Origin of the sequence: Paenibacillus glucanolyticus NBRC 15330, from assembly GCF_004000885.1 — a bacterium.
Classification (GTDB): Bacteria; Bacillota; Bacilli; order Paenibacillales; family Paenibacillaceae; genus Paenibacillus_AQ; species Paenibacillus_AQ glucanolyticus.
The window spans coordinates 21664-40935 of the sequence record NZ_BIMC01000029.1 but is presented as its reverse complement, the minus strand read 5'-3'; the positions used below and the strand labels follow the sequence as shown (position 1 = coordinate 40935).

16 protein-coding genes and 2 pseudogenes are annotated in these 19272 nt (G+C 47.9%); 17 read left to right on the top strand and 1 reads right to left on the bottom strand.

Annotation, left to right across the window (positions count from 1 at the left end; all coding sequences use genetic code 11):
• Positions 1-43 precede the first annotated feature (43 nt).
• On the bottom strand, positions 44-754 hold the full coding sequence (locus PGL02S_RS26265) for a MerR family DNA-binding transcriptional regulator (protein ID WP_036643205.1): 711 nt from the start codon (positions 752-754) through the stop codon (positions 44-46).
• Positions 755-903: 149 nt separating this feature from the next.
• On the opposite strand from PGL02S_RS26265, the gene PGL02S_RS26260 reads away from it, so the two are divergent.
• The 17 genes and pseudogenes from PGL02S_RS26260 to PGL02S_RS26185 all read left to right on the top strand — a co-directional run bounded on the left by PGL02S_RS26260 (position 904) and on the right by PGL02S_RS26185 (position 19046).
• The gene (locus PGL02S_RS26260) at positions 904-1782 is read left to right on the top strand and encodes an alpha/beta fold hydrolase (protein ID WP_036643203.1); all 879 of its coding nucleotides are present in this window, start codon (positions 904-906) and stop codon (positions 1780-1782) included.
• Between the two features lie 113 nt (positions 1783-1895).
• Positions 1896-2852, top strand: a complete 957-nt coding sequence (locus tag PGL02S_RS26255) for a 3'-5' exoribonuclease YhaM family protein (RefSeq protein ID WP_006211936.1) — start codon at positions 1896-1898, stop codon at positions 2850-2852.
• Positions 2853-2996: 144 nt separating this feature from the next.
• A complete protein-coding gene (locus tag PGL02S_RS26250) occupies positions 2997-3398 on the top strand; it encodes a hypothetical protein (protein ID WP_036643201.1) in 402 nt (133 codons plus the stop codon).
• Positions 3399-3947: 549 nt separating this feature from the next.
• Positions 3948-5018, top strand: coding sequence for a bifunctional 3-deoxy-7-phosphoheptulonate synthase/chorismate mutase (locus tag PGL02S_RS26245; RefSeq protein ID WP_036643200.1), 1071 nt, complete (start codon positions 3948-3950; stop codon positions 5016-5018).
• A 500-nt stretch (positions 5019-5518) separates the two neighbouring features.
• A complete protein-coding gene (locus tag PGL02S_RS26240) occupies positions 5519-6181 on the top strand; it encodes an NAD-dependent epimerase/dehydratase family protein (RefSeq protein ID WP_235187458.1) in 663 nt (220 codons plus the stop codon).
• Positions 6182-6483: 302 nt separating this feature from the next.
• The gene (locus PGL02S_RS28435; RefSeq protein ID WP_164762894.1) at positions 6484-6654 is read left to right on the top strand and encodes a hypothetical protein; all 171 of its coding nucleotides are present in this window, start codon (positions 6484-6486) and stop codon (positions 6652-6654) included.
• A gap of 38 nt (positions 6655-6692) precedes the next feature.
• Positions 6693-6995 (top strand): ArsR/SmtB family transcription factor, encoded by a 303-nt coding sequence (locus PGL02S_RS26235; RefSeq protein ID WP_036643228.1) that lies wholly within the window; start codon positions 6693-6695, stop codon positions 6993-6995.
• A 141-nt stretch (positions 6996-7136) separates the two neighbouring features.
• Complete coding sequence (locus PGL02S_RS26230; RefSeq protein ID WP_036643199.1) at positions 7137-8321, top strand: MFS transporter; 1185 nt, start codon at positions 7137-7139, stop codon at positions 8319-8321.
• Between the two features lie 316 nt (positions 8322-8637).
• Complete coding sequence (locus PGL02S_RS26225) at positions 8638-9678, top strand: LacI family DNA-binding transcriptional regulator (protein WP_036643198.1); 1041 nt, start codon at positions 8638-8640, stop codon at positions 9676-9678.
• 644 nt (positions 9679-10322) lie between these two features.
• Positions 10323-11282, top strand: coding sequence for an ABC transporter permease (locus PGL02S_RS26220; protein ID WP_006211928.1), 960 nt, complete (start codon positions 10323-10325; stop codon positions 11280-11282).
• 20 nt (positions 11283-11302) lie between these two features.
• Positions 11303-12187, top strand: a complete 885-nt coding sequence (locus tag PGL02S_RS26215; protein WP_036643197.1) for a carbohydrate ABC transporter permease — start codon at positions 11303-11305, stop codon at positions 12185-12187.
• A 49-nt stretch (positions 12188-12236) separates the two neighbouring features.
• A complete protein-coding gene (locus PGL02S_RS26210) occupies positions 12237-13850 on the top strand; it encodes an extracellular solute-binding protein (protein ID WP_086936503.1) in 1614 nt (537 codons plus the stop codon).
• 32 nt (positions 13851-13882) lie between these two features.
• Positions 13883-15154: a Gfo/Idh/MocA family protein gene (locus PGL02S_RS26205; protein ID WP_036643195.1), complete on the top strand. Its 1272-nt coding sequence runs from the start codon at positions 13883-13885 to the stop codon at positions 15152-15154.
• A 358-nt stretch (positions 15155-15512) separates the two neighbouring features.
• Positions 15513-16414 (top strand): annotated as a pseudogene (locus tag PGL02S_RS26200) (helix-turn-helix transcriptional regulator).
• 32 nt (positions 16415-16446) lie between these two features.
• The gene (locus PGL02S_RS26195; protein ID WP_036643194.1) at positions 16447-17265 is read left to right on the top strand and encodes an NAD(P)H-binding protein; all 819 of its coding nucleotides are present in this window, start codon (positions 16447-16449) and stop codon (positions 17263-17265) included.
• A 3-nt stretch (positions 17266-17268) separates the two neighbouring features.
• Positions 17269-18213, top strand: a pseudogene (locus PGL02S_RS29165) (ATP-binding cassette domain-containing protein).
• Positions 18210-19046 carry an ABC transporter permease gene (locus tag PGL02S_RS26185; RefSeq protein ID WP_036643193.1) on the top strand — a complete coding sequence of 279 codons (837 nt, stop codon included), beginning with the start codon at positions 18210-18212 and terminating at the stop codon, positions 19044-19046. The pseudogene PGL02S_RS29165 and the gene PGL02S_RS26185 overlap by 4 nt, the downstream one beginning before the upstream one ends.
• Positions 19047-19272 lie beyond the last annotated feature (226 nt).

Genomic DNA, 19272 nt, shown 5'->3' with positions numbered 1-19272 from the left:
AATTTCTTCTGAATCGAGTTGTACAAAGTGAATTAGAGCTTACTTATGGGACAGCCCCTGTGAAAAAATGTATATATTTCATCAGTTCTGCTATTCCTTTCAATTGCAATAATAGTTGATTGTTCAGATTTTCCAAAGCCAACTGAAAGGAACGTTCGATTTTACCATAGTTTTGTGTGTCTAAATCATTTAATAACTTCTTCATATTTTCTATATAATAAACGGTTTTTCTCAAACTGCTTATAACCAGTATTTTACGCAGTTCAGGGATGGAGAACATTCTGTAACCGTTTTCTTCGTTTCTCTCTGAATGAACTAACCCTTCATATTCCCAATGACGGATAGCTGATGTTTTTACTCCCGATATTTTTGCAGCCTCTCCAATACTCATCCATTCATTTAATTTTACATTTTTATATTTAGTAAAATCAGTGTTTTGAATCATGCCTAGTATTTCTTCCACTCGCTGTTTCTCCACTTGTATATGGAATTGCTGTTCATTCACTAACCAAAGTGCTTCTTCAAACCTTCCGTGTTTAATCATTCTCATGACTTCGTAAATCATGGGGATGTCATATCCTTTTAACAAGGCTCTAATGGCAGTAAAAGCTTGGAAGTGTATCGATTTATAGTAACGGTGATTACTTGTTGTTCTCGGTACAACAGGAATGAGGTCTTGTTCTTCGTATCTTCTCAGAGTTGTTGTACTAACATTGAAGATATTTGCAATTTGTTTGGGGGTATATGATTCCATTTGTTAACTCCCTTTTTAAAGTAGAACCTTCAAGTGCTACAATAACATATTTTTCATAAAGTCCTAATACAGGAGGGGGGAAAAGTGAAAAACTGAAAGATTGCATGAATGTTATATGATATTCGTATAACAATTAAGGAGTGATCGAAATGGAGAAGATCATAAAGCTGATAGATGAATCCGAATTGAAGGTTGGTTTCGTTGGAAATCCCAACTCTGCAACAATCATGCTCCCGGCTGCTAAAGAATCCGTTTATGGACAAGAAGCCGAAAACTTAAGGCTGTGGGGAGTAGACCCTGAATTAGGAAAACATTTTATCGAGGGACTCGCGGACAAGTTTCAGATTTTATATTTTGACTATGAAGGACATCGTATGCAGCATCCGATCCCAGAGAATCTCACACCTGAAAATATAGTAGAAGATCTGTTGACAATTGCTGATGAAATGAACGTTAAGAAGTTTAGTTATTATGGTTACTCTTGGTTAGCTTCAGTTGGATTACAATTAGCCATTCGGACGGATAGACTAGAAAGCTTAATCATGGGTGGTTTTCCGGCAATAGACGGTCCCTATAAAGAGATGATGGTGGTGACAAATAAAACATACGAACAAGCTTTGAATAATCAACATTCTCCTGTTATTGATGAACAAGACCAGCGTAGTCCAGAAAAGGTTGATTGGGATCGCATCCAGGTAAAGATCAACCCCAATCAAACGAAACAGTTTGTTACAATGTACGAAAATTTGATGGAATTTGATGATCGAGAAATTCAACATAAATTGGTTATTCCGAGATTGGCGTTTGCTGGGGAAAAAGACACCATTGTCTATGGAGAAAACTTTGGCAGTGTTACAGTTGATATTATCGGAATCCTTCAAAAAAATAAACAAGAGTTAGAACACCTTGGATGGGATGTAGAAATCTTAAAAGGAAATGATATGGATCACACCAAAGCGATGCAGCCTAAAACGGTTCTTCCATTAGTAATGCCCTGGTTGATAAGAAATTTGAATATAACTCGTTAAACTTAGCGAGTCGATACCCTAATTCCGATAGGCACAAGAATCCCGTGTGATGGACGCCTTGCACGGGACTTTGTTATAGTTAACCTAATGGGATTTTTTCGGGGAGGGAACAGATGAAGCCTATTAATAAACTTAGCATACAAGACGATTTTGTCGGCTTTTACTTGTTAAAAGAATTGAATATGAGACAGACCAGCGGCACGCCCCCAAAAGATTATTTTGATATTGTGCTCTCGGATGCCAGTGGTCAAATATCCGCCAAGTACTGGGATGTGACCATTCAGGATAAAGAAACGTTCTTGCCCATGCAATTAGTTAAGATTCAGGGAACCGTTCTGAGCTACCGGGATCAGCCTCAAGTCAAGATCAGCCGAATCCGGAAGGCATCCGAGGAGGATGGTGTTTCGTTGACTGACTTTGTGAGGGCTGCACCGATACGCCCCGTTGACCTGTTACATACAATTAAACTGACGATGAATGAGATTACGGAGCCGCAGATAAGAACAATCGTGCAGTATTGCGTGGCGAAGGTGGAGGAGAAGCTGATGCATTATCCTGCTGCGAAAACCTATCATCATGCCTACTTTGCCGGACTTGCCTATCATATTGTGCGCATGCTGGAGATTGGCGATTTCATCTGCAAGCAGCGGCCATTTCTGAAGCCTGACTTCATCAAGGCGGGCATCATCCTTCACGACATTGCAAAGCCGGAAGAGATGATTGCACAGATGGGCATCGTAACGGATTACAGCAACCAGGGCAAGCTGATCGGACATATCGCCCTCGCCTCCAACTGGATTGTGGAGGCTGCGCTTCAGAACGAGATTCCGCTTGAATCCGAAGTGGTTTTGGGCTTGCAGCATCTGGTGCTGTCCCATCATAATCTGGGAGAGTGGGGGAGTCCGGTTCAGCCGCAAACGGCAGAAGCCGTTGCGCTGCATCACATCGACCTGCTGGACGCCAAGCTGCAGATGGTAGAGGATGCCCTGGATACAACGGTTGAGACGGAGCCGTGGACACCGATGATCCGTGGACTCGACAATAAGGCAATTTACCGTTTGAAGGCATGAGGATGGCTGGAGAACACTAGTAATCTGAGCCATCAGATTGGTCGTAAATGCACTCAACAATTAATGTGAACACAACTCAGTCAAGTAACATATGGTATATGGTCATTTGACTAATTGAGAACATGTTGCGGAGGGAACAAATTGATGCATTACAACGACCGTCTAGCGATGCCACACCCCATTCTTCTAGAGGCCAGGCAAGTCGCTCCTAATCAGATTGTAATGATGTATGATAAGCGGACTGATTTAGCATCAGCGACTACTATTTCTAATTACTGGATTAGAAGTAATATGGAGAGTCCAACGGGTATAGCAAGCGTAGGAATGGGCGATGCACTTACAGCCGCAAATTCAATACGCCCTGAAATGGGAATGATAACACCTGCTGACCATACAGGTATGAGGTTTGTTATGACATTTAGAGGGAATGCAGTGCCAGGTATCCTATACGTAGTACTTCCTTGTTTTGTTAATTTGGAGGGAATGGCAGGTTATATGGGGGCTAACTGGGGACCCTCTAGCAGAAATGCATTTATTGGAATGTAGGTTCGTATGCTTGGACAATAACCTACTATTCGCTTCAATCGGATCCCTTGCGGCTTGATTAAGCTACGGCTTGCAAACCCTGTGTATCAAGCGCAGAAGGTGAATGTTCGTTCCTGACAGGAGGGACCGGCCATTTAAATCTTTGCTGCATCAAAGCAACTGAGCGTTAAATAAAACTCTTGCATATCCGTACTGACTGTAATACAATGCATCTAAATTAACTAACACGATATGTTAAAACAAGCGATGATGGAAAGAGTAAGCGAAATAACGTTCCTGACAGGAAAGGGCTGCCACCGACTGAGAGCGCCCGGGCGAAGGTTTTTGGCTGAAGTTCATTCCGGAGCTGGTATTCTGATCGTTTGCAATGCAGTGTGTGCAGGCTGTAGGATTACCCGTAACCCTTGCGTTAAGAGGTTCAAGTGAGATGTGTTTGTCTTTTTTTTCAGCATATCTAATAAGGGTGGTACCACGACTCCTCGTCCCTTTCCGGGCGGGGGGTCTTTTTGTTTTTTTATATATCAGATAAATGAGAGGGAGAGATTCTGTATGAGTCAAGGACGTTTGGAACAATTAAGATCGGAGCTCGATTCCGTAAACCTACAACTGCTGGAGCTGCTGTCTGAACGGGCGCGGATTGCCCAGGAGATCGGTCAGGAGAAAGAGAAGCAGGGAGTGCCCGATTTTGATCCGGTACGCGAGAAAAAAATGTTGGATACTCTGGTTGAGTTTAACCAAGGTCCTTTTGATAATGAGACGGTGCGTCATTTGTTCAAACAGATATTCCAGGCATCATTAAAGCTGCAGCAGGTCGATCACAAGAAACATCTGCTGGTCAGCCGGAAGAAGAAACAGGAAGATACACTCATTCAGCTGGGCAGCACGATCATCGGCGGCGGCACGCCAGTGATGATTGCAGGGCCATGCTCGGTCGAGAGTTATGAGCAGGTGCGCCAGGTAGCGGCTGCCCTGAAGGAGGCGGGCATTACCGTGATGCGCGGGGGCGCGTTCAAGCCGAGAACATCGCCTTACGATTTTCAGGGATTGGGTGTAGAAGGCTTGAAAATTCTGAAGGAAGTAGCCTCTGAGTTCGGGTTGAAAACGATCAGTGAAATCGTGGATCCTGCTCACATCGAGCTTGCTTGCGAATATATTGATGTCATTCAGATCGGCGCCCGGAACATGCAGAACTTTGAACTGTTAAAAGCAGCCGGAGACGTCCAAACCCCGGTTCTGCTAAAACGCGGTCTTGCAGCTACGATCGACGAGTTCGTGCATGCTGCGGAATACATCGTATCCCGCGGCAATACGCAGGTGATGCTGATTGAACGCGGCATCCGGACGTATGAGAAGGCAACCAGAAACACGCTGGACATTTCGGCAGTGCCGATCCTGAAACAAGAGACGCATCTTCCGGTGCTGGTGGATGTGACACATTCCACGGGCCGTAAGGACATCCTGGCTCCATGTGCCAGAGCCGCGCTTGCAGCAGGTGCAGACGGAGTCATGGTTGAGGTTCATCCCGATCCGGCTACGGCATTGTCCGACGCGGCGCAGCAGCTGAATATTCCGGAGTTCCATGATTTCCTGGCCAATGTGAAGAAGTCGGGACTGTTGTAATTAAAGCGCACGCTTGCAGGTCCATGGAATATTAAGGGTTGAAAGAAACGAAATGAACCTCGTCACTTCTTACAGCGGCGAGGTTCATTGCTGTTTCGATGGCGTGTGATTACATTTCAGACATAGGGTGCGGGGACTGCTCAGGGGGAGAATAGCGTGATACGGAAGAATAAATGGGGAATATTGGATGACAGGAGGCAATGATCGTGATTGATTTTGAATGGTATAGAAGCTTTTGCAGCATATACAAGTTTAATATCCAACAAACTGTACTTGGCATATCAAACCAAACATAAACATCTGCCCCAGCTTCATGCAACGATGTCTCGAATAAGGGATCATATATAAATATTTTTATGTATAATGCGTTATTTCATAATTTGTTTTATATATTGGACTGCCATTAGAATGAGGATAACTTGTTAAGGCTTATTCGTAGGAGGCGTTCATAGCAGAGCGATGCGGTCATTCATACGGCGGATTCGGACCATCGTCTCGCTGTGGAGACCTTTATATCGGCTTTGCGCGGCAGCGGTAAACCCTTTTTGCATACGTCCGGGTCCAGTGTGGTCGGCGATGATGCCAGGGGAGATGCTGTCAGTGAGCAAATTTATGATGAAGAGACACCTTTCACGCCGATGGATACCCGGGAAGATCGCGTAGCAATCAACAACCAGGTGCGCAGAGCCGGAATAGACGATGCGGTCCGAAGTGTCGTAATCGTTCCTTCCATGATATATGGAGAGGCGCTTGGATTGCCGACAGACAGTGACCAGCTGCCTCAAATCATTCGGAAATCCCGTGAGGTAGGGGCAGGCGTTCATGTAGGAAAAGGTGTCAACCGCTGGTCCAACGTCCATATTCGGGATTTGGCGCAGCTATATCTGCTGGCGCTTACGAAAGCTCCGTCTGCGTCTTATTTCTTCGCTGAAAACGGAGAGGAATCCTACGGGGATATCGCCATAGCTGTCAGTAAAGCGCTCGGGTTCGGCGGAAAAACGGTCTCTTGGTCCGCTGAGGATGCGATCGCTGAGCTAGGGGATTGGGCGCGGTTCGCTATCGCTTCCAACAGTCGTGTGCGTGCGGTTCACGCACGGAATTTACTCGGCTGGAAGCCCGCAGAGGAATCATTGCTGGACTGGATAGAGATTCATTTAAAATAAGCTTTTTTAACCCAAACGGCAGAAATGCCGTTTTTTTTTGCGTTTTGGCTCAGGTGATGTAACGCTAGCTTAGGAAAACACATGCGATCAGAAGAAGAAAGTACATGTTAATGGACGGGATATAGAGAGTTATAAAAACGCTTTAAAAATTCGGTGGATCCGACCCTGGGGTTAGGGCACTCGATTGTTATGAAGGAGATGGGCAAGCAGCATAAATCCGAGGGATTCATTTAGAAGAGCATCATGGCAAGTATTCTGCGAGAAATAGGGAAGGAAGCGATGTCGATGAGAAAAAATGGGGTTTGGTAATGAGGAGTGCGCTGATCGCCGTTGCGGCGGTCGGCTGTAATGGGACAAAGGCGGAGATGGCGTGGAGTCAGGCGTTGCGGCTGATGGCAAGCTGTAGGGCCGGAACATGTTGGGGCCATCCTGCTGTACTCAATACGATATGGCATCAAGTCGTTCCGAAATAACATTTGACATATCGATGATTCTCGATATAATGATACGTATGAAACCAATAGAAGTTTTTAAAGCGTTGTCGAATGAATCGAGGCTCGAGATATTGCAGTGGCTCAAGGAACCGGAACAATATTTTACGCCCCACGAAGGGATTGATATGAGAGAAATCGGGGTATGTGTAAGCCAGGTGACTGAGAAGCTGAATATGACGCAGTCCACCGCATCGCAATATTTATCCATTCTGCATCGGGCGGGCCTGATCAAGACGGAGCGGTTAGGGAAATTTACGTATTATAAGCGGGACGAAGAAGTCATTCGTGAAATCGGTGAGTATTTGAAGCAGGAAATATAGCACAAGAACTGAATGCTTCCTTAAGAAATAAGGAATATTCAGTCTTGTTTTGCATTACATATCTACATATTACGATATGTATTTTTATTAGTTAAAACATCGATAATTTGCGATATATAAATATATTAAAGGGGTGGAATCATGACTGGTGCTTGGAAAGTTTATTTTTTGGCTATCGTCAGCTTTTTAGTAGGAACGTCGGAATATATTATATCTGGAATTTTGGATAAAATCGCGGATTCATTAGGGATTACAATCACCGCCGCAGGCCAGCTGATCACGATATTTTCAATGGTTTACGCCATTCTGACCCCTATTCTTATGGCACTGACAGCCAAGGTGGAGAGAAGAAAGCTGTTGGTTTATTCATTAGGCATCTTTGTGATTGCCAATGTGTTGTCCTATGCACTTCCGGGGTATATTCCGTTTGTTTTTGCGCGCGTTCTTATGGCGATGGGTGCAGGCATGGTCGTTGTCACCGCGCTCGGAATTGCCGCCCAAATCGCGGCTCCTGGCAAACAGGCTAGTGCGATCGCGACGGTAATTATGGGGTTCACAGCTTCTCTCATCATCGGCGTCCCTCTGGGACGTGTGGTGGCTGCCGCTTTTGGTTGGAAGTCGGTGTTCGGGTTTATTGCCATCCTGGGTGTGATCTCGATGTTTGTTCTATACAAGGCAATCCCAATAACCAAAGGAGATGCACCGGTCCCGTTACTCAAGCAGTTCGCGCTGCTCAAGAAGCCTAAAGTGGCCCTCGGGTTGGCGATCACGTTCTTTTGGCTGGGGGGATATTCCGTTGCCTATACGTACTTGTCTCCCTATCTGCTTATGGTCAGCGGTTTGAATGAAAGCTGGATTAGTGCAGCGCTATTCGCTTTTGGCTTAGCCAGCCTCATGGGTTCCCAATTCGGGGGATTCAGCACGGACCGGTGGGGAGTTTCTTCCACATTAACCGGAGGTATGATGCTGCATATTCTTGCGTTAATCGCTCTTACTTTTACCCATGCAGCTTCATCAGTCATTCCCGTGTTAGTCATCCTTGTTATTTGGTCGTTAGCCGCTTGGTCCAGCGGTCCGGCGCAGCAGTTTAACCTGGTCCAGCTGGAGCCGAACTCCTCCGGTGTCATGCTTGGGTTGAACCAATCGATGATGCAGCTGTCCATGGCTGCCGGTGCAGGAATCGGGGGAGTTGCCGTAGAGCAGATCTCCTTATCGTCCATCACCTGGATCGGGGCAGTTGGTGTTGCTGTTGCCATGGCAGCGTCATTTGTATTGTTCCGGTTAGGCAAGGAGAAAAGCCCTGATCATGCTGCGCTTGAGACTTAAATGATATCCCTGTCAGCTTCCCTTCCAGATTACCGATCCTGACATATACAGCAGCGGCATTGTCGCTGCTCCGGAATACAGGAATCCGGGAGACGCAAACGCAAACATTCCTCCTCTTGCCAGTTCAATGATGGAGTGGGGTCAACATTCCAGAGATGGTCGACAGCCATCCAAGCATGCCCCGGACCACGCACCATGAGTCTAGCTTGTCATCAGTGGAACAGTGTCAATTTGACGCCCCCAACCGACAAAGTTTATGCTATGATCATGGATGGAGAAAAATTTGGTTCCAAATTTTGCGGAGGAGGAAGTGCGATTGGCTAAGCTTAAAGATATCGCCGAGCGGGTCGGGGTATCCATATCTACGGTATCGCGGGCAATCAGCAATGATGCCAGCCGTCCGGTCAGCGAAGAAACCAAGCAGAAAATCCGGGAAGCAGCACTTGAACTTGGTTACAAACTACATGAACCGTCCAGACACGCTAATGAGAACAACGGCACAGTTGCCAAGCGGATTGCATGTATCGTTCCCCAGCACCTGATGGATGATCACCCTTATTTCTCAACGGTATTAGCCGGTTTTCATAAAAAAATGGAGGAGCTCGGGCAGCCTCCAGCTATCGTTCGTACATGCGAGGAAGTGGGCGATGCGGAAAAAATACGGCTGATGCTGAGGGAGACAGGAGCCGAGGGGATTGTTGCCATCAGCTGGTACGACGAAGAACTGTTTGAACTGATACAGCAGAATGGTGTTGCGATCATGGGCGTAAGCCTGAACGATGAAAGGCTGACCGTGCCTGTTGTTGACTGTGACCGCATTCTATCGGCAAGGGCCGCAGTACGTCACTTGATTGATCAAGGACATACGCGGATTGCTTATATCGGAGGGCCCGCCTATTCCAAACAGATGGAGAGCGAAGAACGGTTTGTTGGATATAAATTTGCCATGCTTGAAGCGAACCTGCAGCTGCAGGGGGAGTGGCTGATGAATACAGGATGGAATGTGGATCGAAGCTTCAGCAAGATGTCCGAGCTTCTGGAACGGCTTCCGAAGGCGGAATGGCCCACTGCTGTTTTTTGTGCCAGTGACATGCTGGCTATACCTGCGATGCGTGCCGTTGTTGAGAATCATGGCAGCATACCGGAGGATATTGCGATTGTGGGGATGGACAATATCGATGTAGCCCAGTATACTACACCGCCGTTAACCTCCGTTTCCGTGCCCAAATACGAAATCGGCAGAGTAGCTGCCAAATCCATCGTGGATTATTTAGACGGACATTTTCCGATGGCGACCAAAATATTGCTGCCGGGTTCTCTAGTCGTTCGAGAATCCTCTCACTTCACCAGAAATTAATTTTTACATTAAAAGTTAGATTTATTAACGTTATAGGATAGTTATATACTCATTAAGCAGCGGCCAGTAGGGAAATTGGCTGCTGCTTTTTTGCTTTTTATCACCAAAATGAGAAAAAGTTTGCGCCAAAATAATCCAAAAAAAAGTTTGACAATACAAAATCTCTATATTATTATGAGTGAAATCGCTGAGATATTTGGAGTGTTTTCTCCATTTGGAATCGAAGTGGAATAATCTTCGTATCGCTACAATGAATTTTTGATTGCGTTTTCATTTCTTTTTATATAAGGATATATAAAAATTAATCCAATTTCCTTCCGTTGATATTACATGTTCTTTATTGCAAGGGAATATGTCTCCTATATACCAATTCGTCTCCAAATAAAATCCAAAATAAAAGGCTCTTTAATCCAAAAATTATACAGGTTATATGTTGCAACATCCGTTTATTCGGATTTTATTTATAGATCTATCCCACGTTAATATATATGACATATATTCGCCCGAATAACCGCATCCATCCATCGGTGGCCGTAGGCGGTAGCTTCACAACATGGCTGATCACAGAAAAATAAGGGGGAATCCATCAACGAATATGGCGCTGCACAAGAAATCGACTAATACATACCCGAGGTGATGCTAAATTGGCTAAAACGACCGTACAGCCCGCAGTACAAGCGGTAACCGAAACGAAACGCAGCCCCTTCAAGTGGAATCGCATCTTGCGTAATTGGCAGCTTTATATTCTGATTTCCCCGGTCATCGCCTATTACATCCTGTTCCAGTACGTTCCGATGTACGGTATCCAAATCGCCTTTAAGGATTTCATAGCAACACAAGGGATTTGGGGCAGTCCATGGGTTGGATTCGAGCACTTTGACCGGTTCTTTAACAGCTATTATTTCTGGCGACTGATCAAAAATACGCTTGGCATCGGTTTATACAGTCTTGCCCTTGGTTTCCCGATCCCTATCATTCTGGCTTTGCTCATGAATGAGGTCCGGGCTGAACGATTCAAGAAATTCGTGCAGACGATTACGTACGCTCCCCATTTTCTGTCTACCGTGGTTGTTGTCGGAATGATGATGATTTTTCTGTCGCCCCGTTACGGTATCATCAATCATTTCATTGAAATGTTTGGCGGCCAGCCGATCAATTTCATGACCGAGCCTTCCTGGTTCAAGTCGCTATACGTTCTGTCGGATGTATGGCAGACCATGGGCTGGAGCTCCATCATTTATTTGGCCGCCCTCGCCGGCATTGACAACCAGCTGCATGAAGCTGCGCGGGTTGATGGCGCCACGCGGCTGCAGCGCATATGGCATATTAACATCCCCGGCATCATGCCGACGATTATTATTCTTCTCATACTGAACATGGGCAGCATCATGGGCATCGGTTTCGAGAAGGTGCTCCTGATGCAAAACAATCTGAATATGGAGAGCTCCGACATTATTGCCACCTATGTTTACCGAATGGGGATCCAGAATGCCGAGTACAGCTTCTCTGCAGCTATCGGTTTGTTCAACTCCATCATCAACTTTGTCTTGCTGGTTGTTGTGAACTTTATTTCGAGGCGTGTGAGTGAAACAAGTCTTTGGTAAAGAGGGGTGCTTAATGAACCATGCAAATTGAATCCAGAGGAGACCGAATTTTCAATATCATCAACTATACGGTTCTGATCTTGGTCACCATCATCGTCATGTACCCGCTGGTGTTTGTGCTCAGCGCATCGTTCAGCGATCCGCAGACAGTGCTCCGGGGCGAGATGCTGCTGTGGCCCAAGGGAGTCAACCTGAACTCTTATGTAAAAATATTTCAGAACAAGGATATTATCAGCGGTTTTACCAACACGCTGGTGTACACGTCGCTCGGGACGTTCATTAACCTTGCGATGACCATTCTTGCGGCCTATCCGCTGTCCCGGAAGGATTTTGTAGGCCGGAATGCCATTATGGCCTTGCTTGTCTTTACCATGTTTTTCAGCGGTGGTCTGATTCCGACGTACTTGCTGATCAAGAACCTTGACATGCTGAATACGCTGTGGGTCATGATTATCCCGAATGCGGTGTCCATCTGGAACATTATCATTATGCGGACCTTCTTCCAGCAGTCCATACCGGGCGAACTGCAGGAGGCTGCGACCATCGATGGATGCTCGAACATCAAAATATTAACCCGGATCATTCTGCCGCTGTCCATGCCGATTATCGCAGTAACCATTCTGTTCTATGCGGTCGGTCACTGGAATGCTTTTTTCAATGCGCTGCTGTATCTGTCGGACAAGGATAAATTTCCGCTGCAGCTCATTCTGCGCGAAATTTTGATTCAGGGGCAAACGAATGACATGGTCAAAATGTCAACCGAATCCGCGATCAAGCAGCAAAGAGAGGTGGAAGGGATTAAATACGCGGTGCTGGTCGTGGCCAATATTCCGGTGCTGGCGCTTTATCCGTTCCTGCAGCGGTATTTTGTTAAGGGCGTTATGATTGGGGCCATCAAAGGATAATTCCTTGAATGGATAATGAGGAAGGAACATGAAAAGGGGAGGATCAGGGATGAAGCAATGGGGAAGTCTTCTGTTAACTTGCATGTTGTCGGTATCGCTGGTGGTGGGCTGCAGCTCGAAGGGTTCGGAGGGAGCGTCAGAATCGGATTCGGCGGAAGGTGGGGCGAAGGTTAATCAGACGGGATTTCCAATTGTCAATGACAAGATCACGGTGACCGGTTTTGCCGGAAAGTTCTTTGCCAACGCCGACTGGAACAGCATCAAGCTCTGGCAGGAATATGAGAAAACGACGAATATCCAGGTAAAGTGGGACACGGTGCAAAAGGATAATTTGGCAGAGAAGCGCAACCTGCTGCTTGCCGGTGGTGATTACCCGGAAATGTTCTACGCCTCTGCCTTCCCAAGGGCTGACTTGCTGAAATACGGCAAGCAGGGTGCTTTTATCCCGCTGAATGATCTGATCGATCAATATGCCCCGAACTTCAAGGCGCTGATGGAGAAGTATCCGGTTATCGAGAAAGGCATCACGATGCCGGACGGCCATATTTATGGGCTGCCGACGCTGTATGATCCGGAATTCCGTTCCGTGCTGTACGGAACGCCATGGGTGAATTCGGAGTGGCTGACCAAGCTTGGGCTGGACGAACCGCAAACGCTGGATGATTTTTACGATATGTTAAAAGCATTCAAAGAGAAGGACCCGAATGGAAACGGCCAGAAGGATGAATATGCCTGGGGTGGGGTCAAGACCACTGGTATTGTGAATTATTTGCGCGGGTCGTTCGGTCTCAATTATAACGGAACCTCCAATATTAACGTGGATACCGATCCGGAGAGCGGTAAGGTTCGGTTCATCCCGTCTGATCCGCGTTACAAAGAACTGCTTCAGTATGTGAACAAGCTGTATAAGGATGGCCTGCTGGAGCAGGATATCATGTCCGTTCAAAGCACGGAGGTGGATGCAAAGGGAACGGAGGGGCTGCTGGGCGTAGTCGATAACGTGGATCCTGTCGCCATTTACAACCAGAAGGGCTATGTGGGGCTTTCGGTACTGAAGGGTCCGCACGGCGATCAGATGTTCAGTGCTACAGGCTCACCGCTGGGCAATATCGGGATGTTTGTCCTGACAGACAAAGCGAAGAGTCCGGAGGCGCTGGTCCGTTGGATGGATTATTTCTACAGCGATGAAGGGATCCGCATGTTCTTCATGGGCTGGAAAGACGAGACGTACACGGAGGATGCAGATGGCAATGTGGAATACGTGGACGATATTAAGAATAACCCGGACGGACTTAATCTGGACCAGGCGGTAGGGCAGTACCTGATTTGGCCTGGGGGATACTATCCAGGTTTTGTGGCGCAGAAGTATTTTAAAGGAGCGGAGGGCTTGCCGACATCGGTAGAGAACGCCAAAAAAGCGGAGCCGTATGTCATACCTCAAGACAAGGTTTGGCCGCCGTTTAACTTTACAGCCGATGAACAGTCCGAGCTTACCAGCATTCAGACCGACATTAATACGTACGTGGATGAGATGAGGGATAAATTCATTGCCGGCAATGAGTCTTTTGATAACTGGGACCAATATGTAGCTACCCTGCAAAAAATGGGATTGGACCGCTATCTGGCCATCTACCAGTCCGCGGCGGATCGATACACCGAGTGAACGAGTACCTAACATAAAAGGAGCGACACGATATGACACAAATCAAAGCCATATTGATCGGGGCAGGCGCGCGCGGCGCCGGGGGCTATGCACCCTATGCCCTCGATTACCCGCATGAGCTGACCTTCGTGGCAGTAGCCGAGGCTGATTCGGCACGGAGAACCCGGTTTGCCGAGAACTACGGAATTCCGCCTGAACGTTGTTACGAATCATGGGAGCCGCTGCTCGCCGAGCCGCAGCTTGCCGAAATTGCCGTCATCTGCACGCAGGACCGTATGCATTTTGGCCCGACGATGCAGGCGCTGGATAAACAGTACCATGTACTGTTGGAGAAGCCGATGTCTCCGGAACCGAAGGAATGTCTTATGATGGAGCAGGCGGCTGTTCGGAACAACAGGCTGCTGACCATATGCCATGTTCTGAGGTATACCCCTTTTTGGAGTGCCATCAAGCGCGTAATTCAGGAGGGAACGATCGGTGAGGTCGCTTCGATCCAACTGAATGAGAACGTAGGATATTGGCATATTGCGCACAGCTTTGTACGGGGAAACTGGAATAACTCCGATAAGGCCAGCCCGATGATTCTGGCTAAGTCCTGCCATGACATGGACGTGCTGTCTTGGTTGATGGATCGGCCGTGCACTCAGGTCACTTCTTTTGGCTCATTAATGCATTTTCGCGAGGAGCAGGCACCGGAAGGATCGGCCGACCGCTGCTTGGACTGCCAGGTGGAAGCCACCTGCCCATACTCGGCTCCGAGGTTTTATCTGAGCCAGGAGTATAAGGGCTGGGCGGGGCATTTTACCCAGGAGCTGACCAAGCCGAACATTATTCAGGGGCTTCGCGAAACGGACTATGGCCGCTGCGTGTACAGGAGTGACAACAATGTGGTAGACCATCAGGTCGTCAATATGGAATTTGAGGGCGGTGCCACCGCGATGTTCAGCATGTGCGGGTTTACATATGAACAGGAGCGCAGAATCCAGATCATGGGGACACGAGGCGAGCTTCGGGGAGAGGAAGACAAGATTACGGTCTTTGATTTTCTGACAGGCCAGAAAACGGAGATAACGATCCCTTCGCAGTCCAGCGGTCATGGCGGTGGCGACAGTGGAATTGTGGCCAGTTTCCTGAACGAGGTCCGCAGCTATAACGGGCAGGAGAGTCTGACGTCGGCCAGTGCCTCCGTGAGGAGCCATCTCATTGCGTTTGCAGCCGAGAAATCGAGGCTGAATCAAGGCGAGTCCATTAATCTGAATGACTATGCACAGGAATTGATGGCAGAAGGAAATGCGGTGAAATAAGTTCATGTCCGTCATAGGGTCAATCTTCATCTAAGCATGCCTCCGACTCTGCACGGTACGTTGCGCAATAATTGGAATTATATTAAAAATACATCATATGAACAATTCATAATAGATGAAAAATAAAAGAAGAAGCCTTGATCTGACGATCTACGGCTTCTTCTTTTATTTGACCTGATCAATGGACAGGCTTACTTTATAATTCCCGATCGCGCCATGCAAGTCCCGAAAAGGGACTTGCATGGCGCAATAAAATATATTCAATGCCATTGAATCCTGACATACTAGATGTCAGGATTCATAATTTATCATTCAATCCAGAAGTCCAAAAAGTGTGCAAGCGCGAGGAGTGTTATCGATGAAACTTGACCGGTTGCTTGGCATTACGATGGAATTATTGACAAAAAAAGAGTGACGGCAACCGCGCTTGCTGCCCGGTATGAGGTCTCGGTTCGTACGATCTACCGCGATGTGGACCTCATTAACCAAGCCGGCATTCCGGTTGCTTCCTTTACGGGTGCGGATGGCGGGTTTGAATTAATGAGCGGTTTCTATCTGACGAGACAGCACTTCTCCATTGATGACTTTTTGGCTATCTATAATCTCTTAAAGGGCATAGAAGGAACTGCTAAGGGAAAGTACACCACCATCATGAACAAACTCGGAACCCTGCAGCCTGCCTTGTTGAACGGAGGATGTCATGAACAAATCATATTTGACATGAGCACATCGGAGCGTGAGAGAACGTGGGTTCAACCGATACTGCATGCCATGGACCGATCCAACCTTATTAAATTTACTTACACCAGCGCATCCGGCAGCTGCTCCGAACGGCAGGTAGAGCCGCTCCATCTTTACTGGGAGCAGGGCGTGTGGTATTTGGAGGCTTACTGCTTGTTCAAACAAGCGAAGCGAATCTTCAGAGTATCGCGTATATCCGCTCTTGAAGCATCCAGCGAGAACTTCCTTCCACGTGAGAACCTGGAGGAAGGCCGGGAAGAGAAGAAGGCACCGGGGATTCAAGCGCATCTCCGCTTCGATTCATCCATTGGACCTCGTGTGACCGAGCAATTCCCGGAAGCTTTCATCTCCGTTGAGGGATATGTTGACGTCCACACTATCTTTTATACCACAGCTTATGCCATCTCGGTCATCTTGAGTTATGGCTCGAAGGTGGAGATCCTATCGCCGCCGGAACTGAAGGAAGACCTTCTGCAAGAGTTAGAGAACATACGAAATCGCTACGAAATCAAATCATGAACAGTAACCTATTTCCAAGGAGGATATTCAAAATGACTATTTTAGTGACAGGCGCTACGGGGACCGTGGGAAGGCACATTGTGAAACAACTTGTACAGCAGGGGAAGGAAGTTAGAGCGATATCGCGCAATCCACAACAAGCGAAATTACCGGCTGGCGTTCAGGTGCTTGCCGGAGATCTGAACGAGCCGGACAGCCTGGTGCCTGCCCTGCAAGGAGTCACTGCACTTCATGTGATCACATCGAGCGATGAGGCTTATGGAACCCTTCAGACCGATCCGCGGATCATTGAACTGGCAGAGCAGGCAGGCGTTAAACGGGTGACGGTACTGGTGGGTTTTGAAGAAGGGCCTGTTGAAGCAGCGCTTAGAGCGAGCGGAATGGAATGGACTTTGCTGAAGCCAGGCGAATTTATGGCGAATATCCTGGTGGATTGGAGGGAGTCGATTCGAACGGAGGAGGTTGTCCGGGAGCCGTTCGGTCATGCCTTGAGCGCTAGAATACATGAGGCCGACATCGCACGTGTTGCCGTAACGGCACTGGTTGAAGAAGGACACCATGGGCAGGAGTATTTTCTGACAGGGCCGGAAGCCCTCTCCCGTAGGGAAGCGGTTCGGATCATAAGCGAAGTGACCGGCAAAAATATTCGCTTTGAAGAGCTGACGGAGGAACAAGCGAGAGATCAATGGAGAGTGCAGGGCTACGATGAGGAATCGATTGAGTTTTTTGTGCAAATGGGGAAAAATCCGCCAGAGATCGGTTATACGGTATTGTCAACGGTGGAACAGGTCACGGGGCGGCCGGCAGCCACGCTTGCAAATTGGGTCTCTGATCATAAGAAGGAGCTGTGAAACATGCCATATGCCATTGAAGCCAAGAAGCTTCGCAAATCATATAACGGCATCGAGGTCGTTCAAGGCATTGATCTGCGATTGGGGCAAGGAGAGCTGCTGGCCTTGCTGGGCCCGAACGGTGCCGGTAAAACAACCACCATCCATATGCTAACAACGCTCCTGAAGCCGGATGCCGGTTCTGCGCAAGTTGCCGGATTGGATATCGTATAAGATGCTCGAAACGTCCGGAAGAAGATTAGCCTGACAGGCCAGTTTGCAGCACTGGACGAAGGGTTGTCCGGACTTCAAAATCTAATGCTGATTTCAAGACTTTACGGGTATTCTGCGAAAACCGCCCGTTCCATAAGCGAGGAACTGATGGAATCCTTCGGGCTTGGTGAGGCGAAGGACCGCACGGTGCAGCAATATTCTGGAGGCATGCGGAGACGACTCGACATTGCGGCAAGTATCGTGACCAAGCCGGATGTTATTTTTCTGGATGAGCCGACGACGGGCCTTGACCCACAAAGTCGGATGCAGGTGTGGGACATTGTGAAGACGCTCTTGCAGCAGGGAACCACCGTGCTGTTGACAACACAATACCTGGAGGAGGCGGACCGATTGGCAGACCGGATCGCTGTCATTGATAAAGGCAGGATTATTGCGGAAGGGACTCCACAGCAGTTGAAGGCGTCCATCGGTGGCCGGACGTTGTCGATTCGATTAACAACGGAGCGGGGAGATTGGCATAAGATCAGTGCTTTGCTGAACGATGAGCATGGGCTAAGGGTATGGCAGGGCGATCACCTGCGGTTATACAAGATTCCGGTGTTGGAAGCGAGCCTTGCCAATCAGGCCATTCATACATTGATGGAGAACGGGATTGCGATTGAAGATTTTTCCCTGAGCGAACCGAGTCTGGATGAGGTATTCCTGGCCTTGACCAGGAAAGGGGGGACTCCATGAGTTTAAGCCATCACACAAGTAATCCGGTCGGCAGCATGCTTCCTCCGCCCCACCCAGTCTCCGGCCCTCCCCATGCATTCACGGCTATCCGTATCTTCATGTGGAGAACTTGGCAGCATACGAAGAATAACGGATTTAGTCTTGTGATGGATGCGATTCTGTCACCGATTCTGCTGCTGCTCATATTTAATTATTTGTTTGGCGGAGCCATTGCCGGATCGACCGGGGTCTATATTCAATTCCTCTTGCCTGGCATCCTGATCTTAACGGTCGTTCCCATGACGGTTTACAGCGGAACTACGATCTGTTCGGATATTACCAAAGGGGTATACAACCGTTTTCGAACACTGCCCTTTTGGCAGCCAGCAGCCGTCATCGGTTCGATCCTTACGGACGGTCTGCGTTATGCGGTGGGCGTTATCGTTGCCCTTGGAACGGGGCTTGCGCTGGGCTTCCGTCCGGAAGGCAGCTTGATCCAAGTGATGTGCGCTGTTATCTTTATCCTGTTGTTTGCATTTAGCGTCAGCTGGATTTTTGCGATGATTGGCGTTATAGCTAAACGTCCAGAGACGGTTTCAGGGTCCAGCATGATTGCGATATACCCGCTATTGTTCGCCAGCAACATTCTGGTGGATACGGCGACGATGCCGGGATGGATCGGGATTCTCATTGAATTGAATCCGATCAGCATAGCAGCAGCCACCGTCAGGGGGCTGATGAGCGGCACAGCAAGCATGACGGAGATTATGGCCGGTATCGGTGTTAGTGTGCTGTTTATCGCTATTTTTGCCCCGACCACGTTGTATTTATATCAGACGAAAAACCAGCGTTAAGGACGCAAAAAAACCAGGTATGCATGTAATTGCAGCCTGGTTTTTGTCTATGTGAGGTTCATCTCATTACATTGCTTGCACCAGGGCGATGCATAGGCTTTCGTTGACCTATTCCAATGAAGTTGATATTGCCCCTTGGTTGAAATCCACATGATGCATCTAACAACTACTTAACTAATACGGTACGTTGGAGATTGAACTCTTAATGTTCCCGAATGGGATGTGA

Bases quoted from the DNA above. Each gene is read 5' to 3' on its own strand.
- PGL02S_RS26235 (WP_036643228.1), top strand. From the start codon at position 6,693: ATGAAACCAATAGAAGTTTTTAAAGCGTTGTCGAATGAATCGAGGCTC.
- PGL02S_RS26215 (WP_036643197.1), top strand. From the start codon at position 11,303: ATGCAAATTGAATCCAGAGGAGACCGAATTTTCAATATCATCAACTAT.
- PGL02S_RS26185 (WP_036643193.1), top strand. From the start codon at position 18,210: ATGAGTTTAAGCCATCACACAAGTAATCCGGTCGGCAGCATGCTTCCT.
- PGL02S_RS26250 (WP_036643201.1), top strand. From the start codon at position 2,997: ATGCATTACAACGACCGTCTAGCGATGCCACACCCCATTCTTCTAGAG.
- PGL02S_RS26255 (WP_006211936.1), top strand. From the start codon at position 1,896: ATGAAGCCTATTAATAAACTTAGCATACAAGACGATTTTGTCGGCTTT.
- PGL02S_RS26205 (WP_036643195.1), top strand. From the start codon at position 13,883: ATGACACAAATCAAAGCCATATTGATCGGGGCAGGCGCGCGCGGCGCC.
- PGL02S_RS26260 (WP_036643203.1), top strand. From the start codon at position 904: ATGGAGAAGATCATAAAGCTGATAGATGAATCCGAATTGAAGGTTGGT.
- PGL02S_RS26265 (WP_036643205.1), bottom strand. From the start codon at position 754: ATGGAATCATATACCCCCAAACAAATTGCAAATATCTTCAATGTTAGT.
- PGL02S_RS26245 (WP_036643200.1), top strand. From the start codon at position 3,948: ATGAGTCAAGGACGTTTGGAACAATTAAGATCGGAGCTCGATTCCGTA.
- PGL02S_RS26230 (WP_036643199.1), top strand. From the start codon at position 7,137: ATGACTGGTGCTTGGAAAGTTTATTTTTTGGCTATCGTCAGCTTTTTA.
- PGL02S_RS26210 (WP_086936503.1), top strand. From the start codon at position 12,237: ATGAAGCAATGGGGAAGTCTTCTGTTAACTTGCATGTTGTCGGTATCG.
- PGL02S_RS26195 (WP_036643194.1), top strand. From the start codon at position 16,447: ATGACTATTTTAGTGACAGGCGCTACGGGGACCGTGGGAAGGCACATT.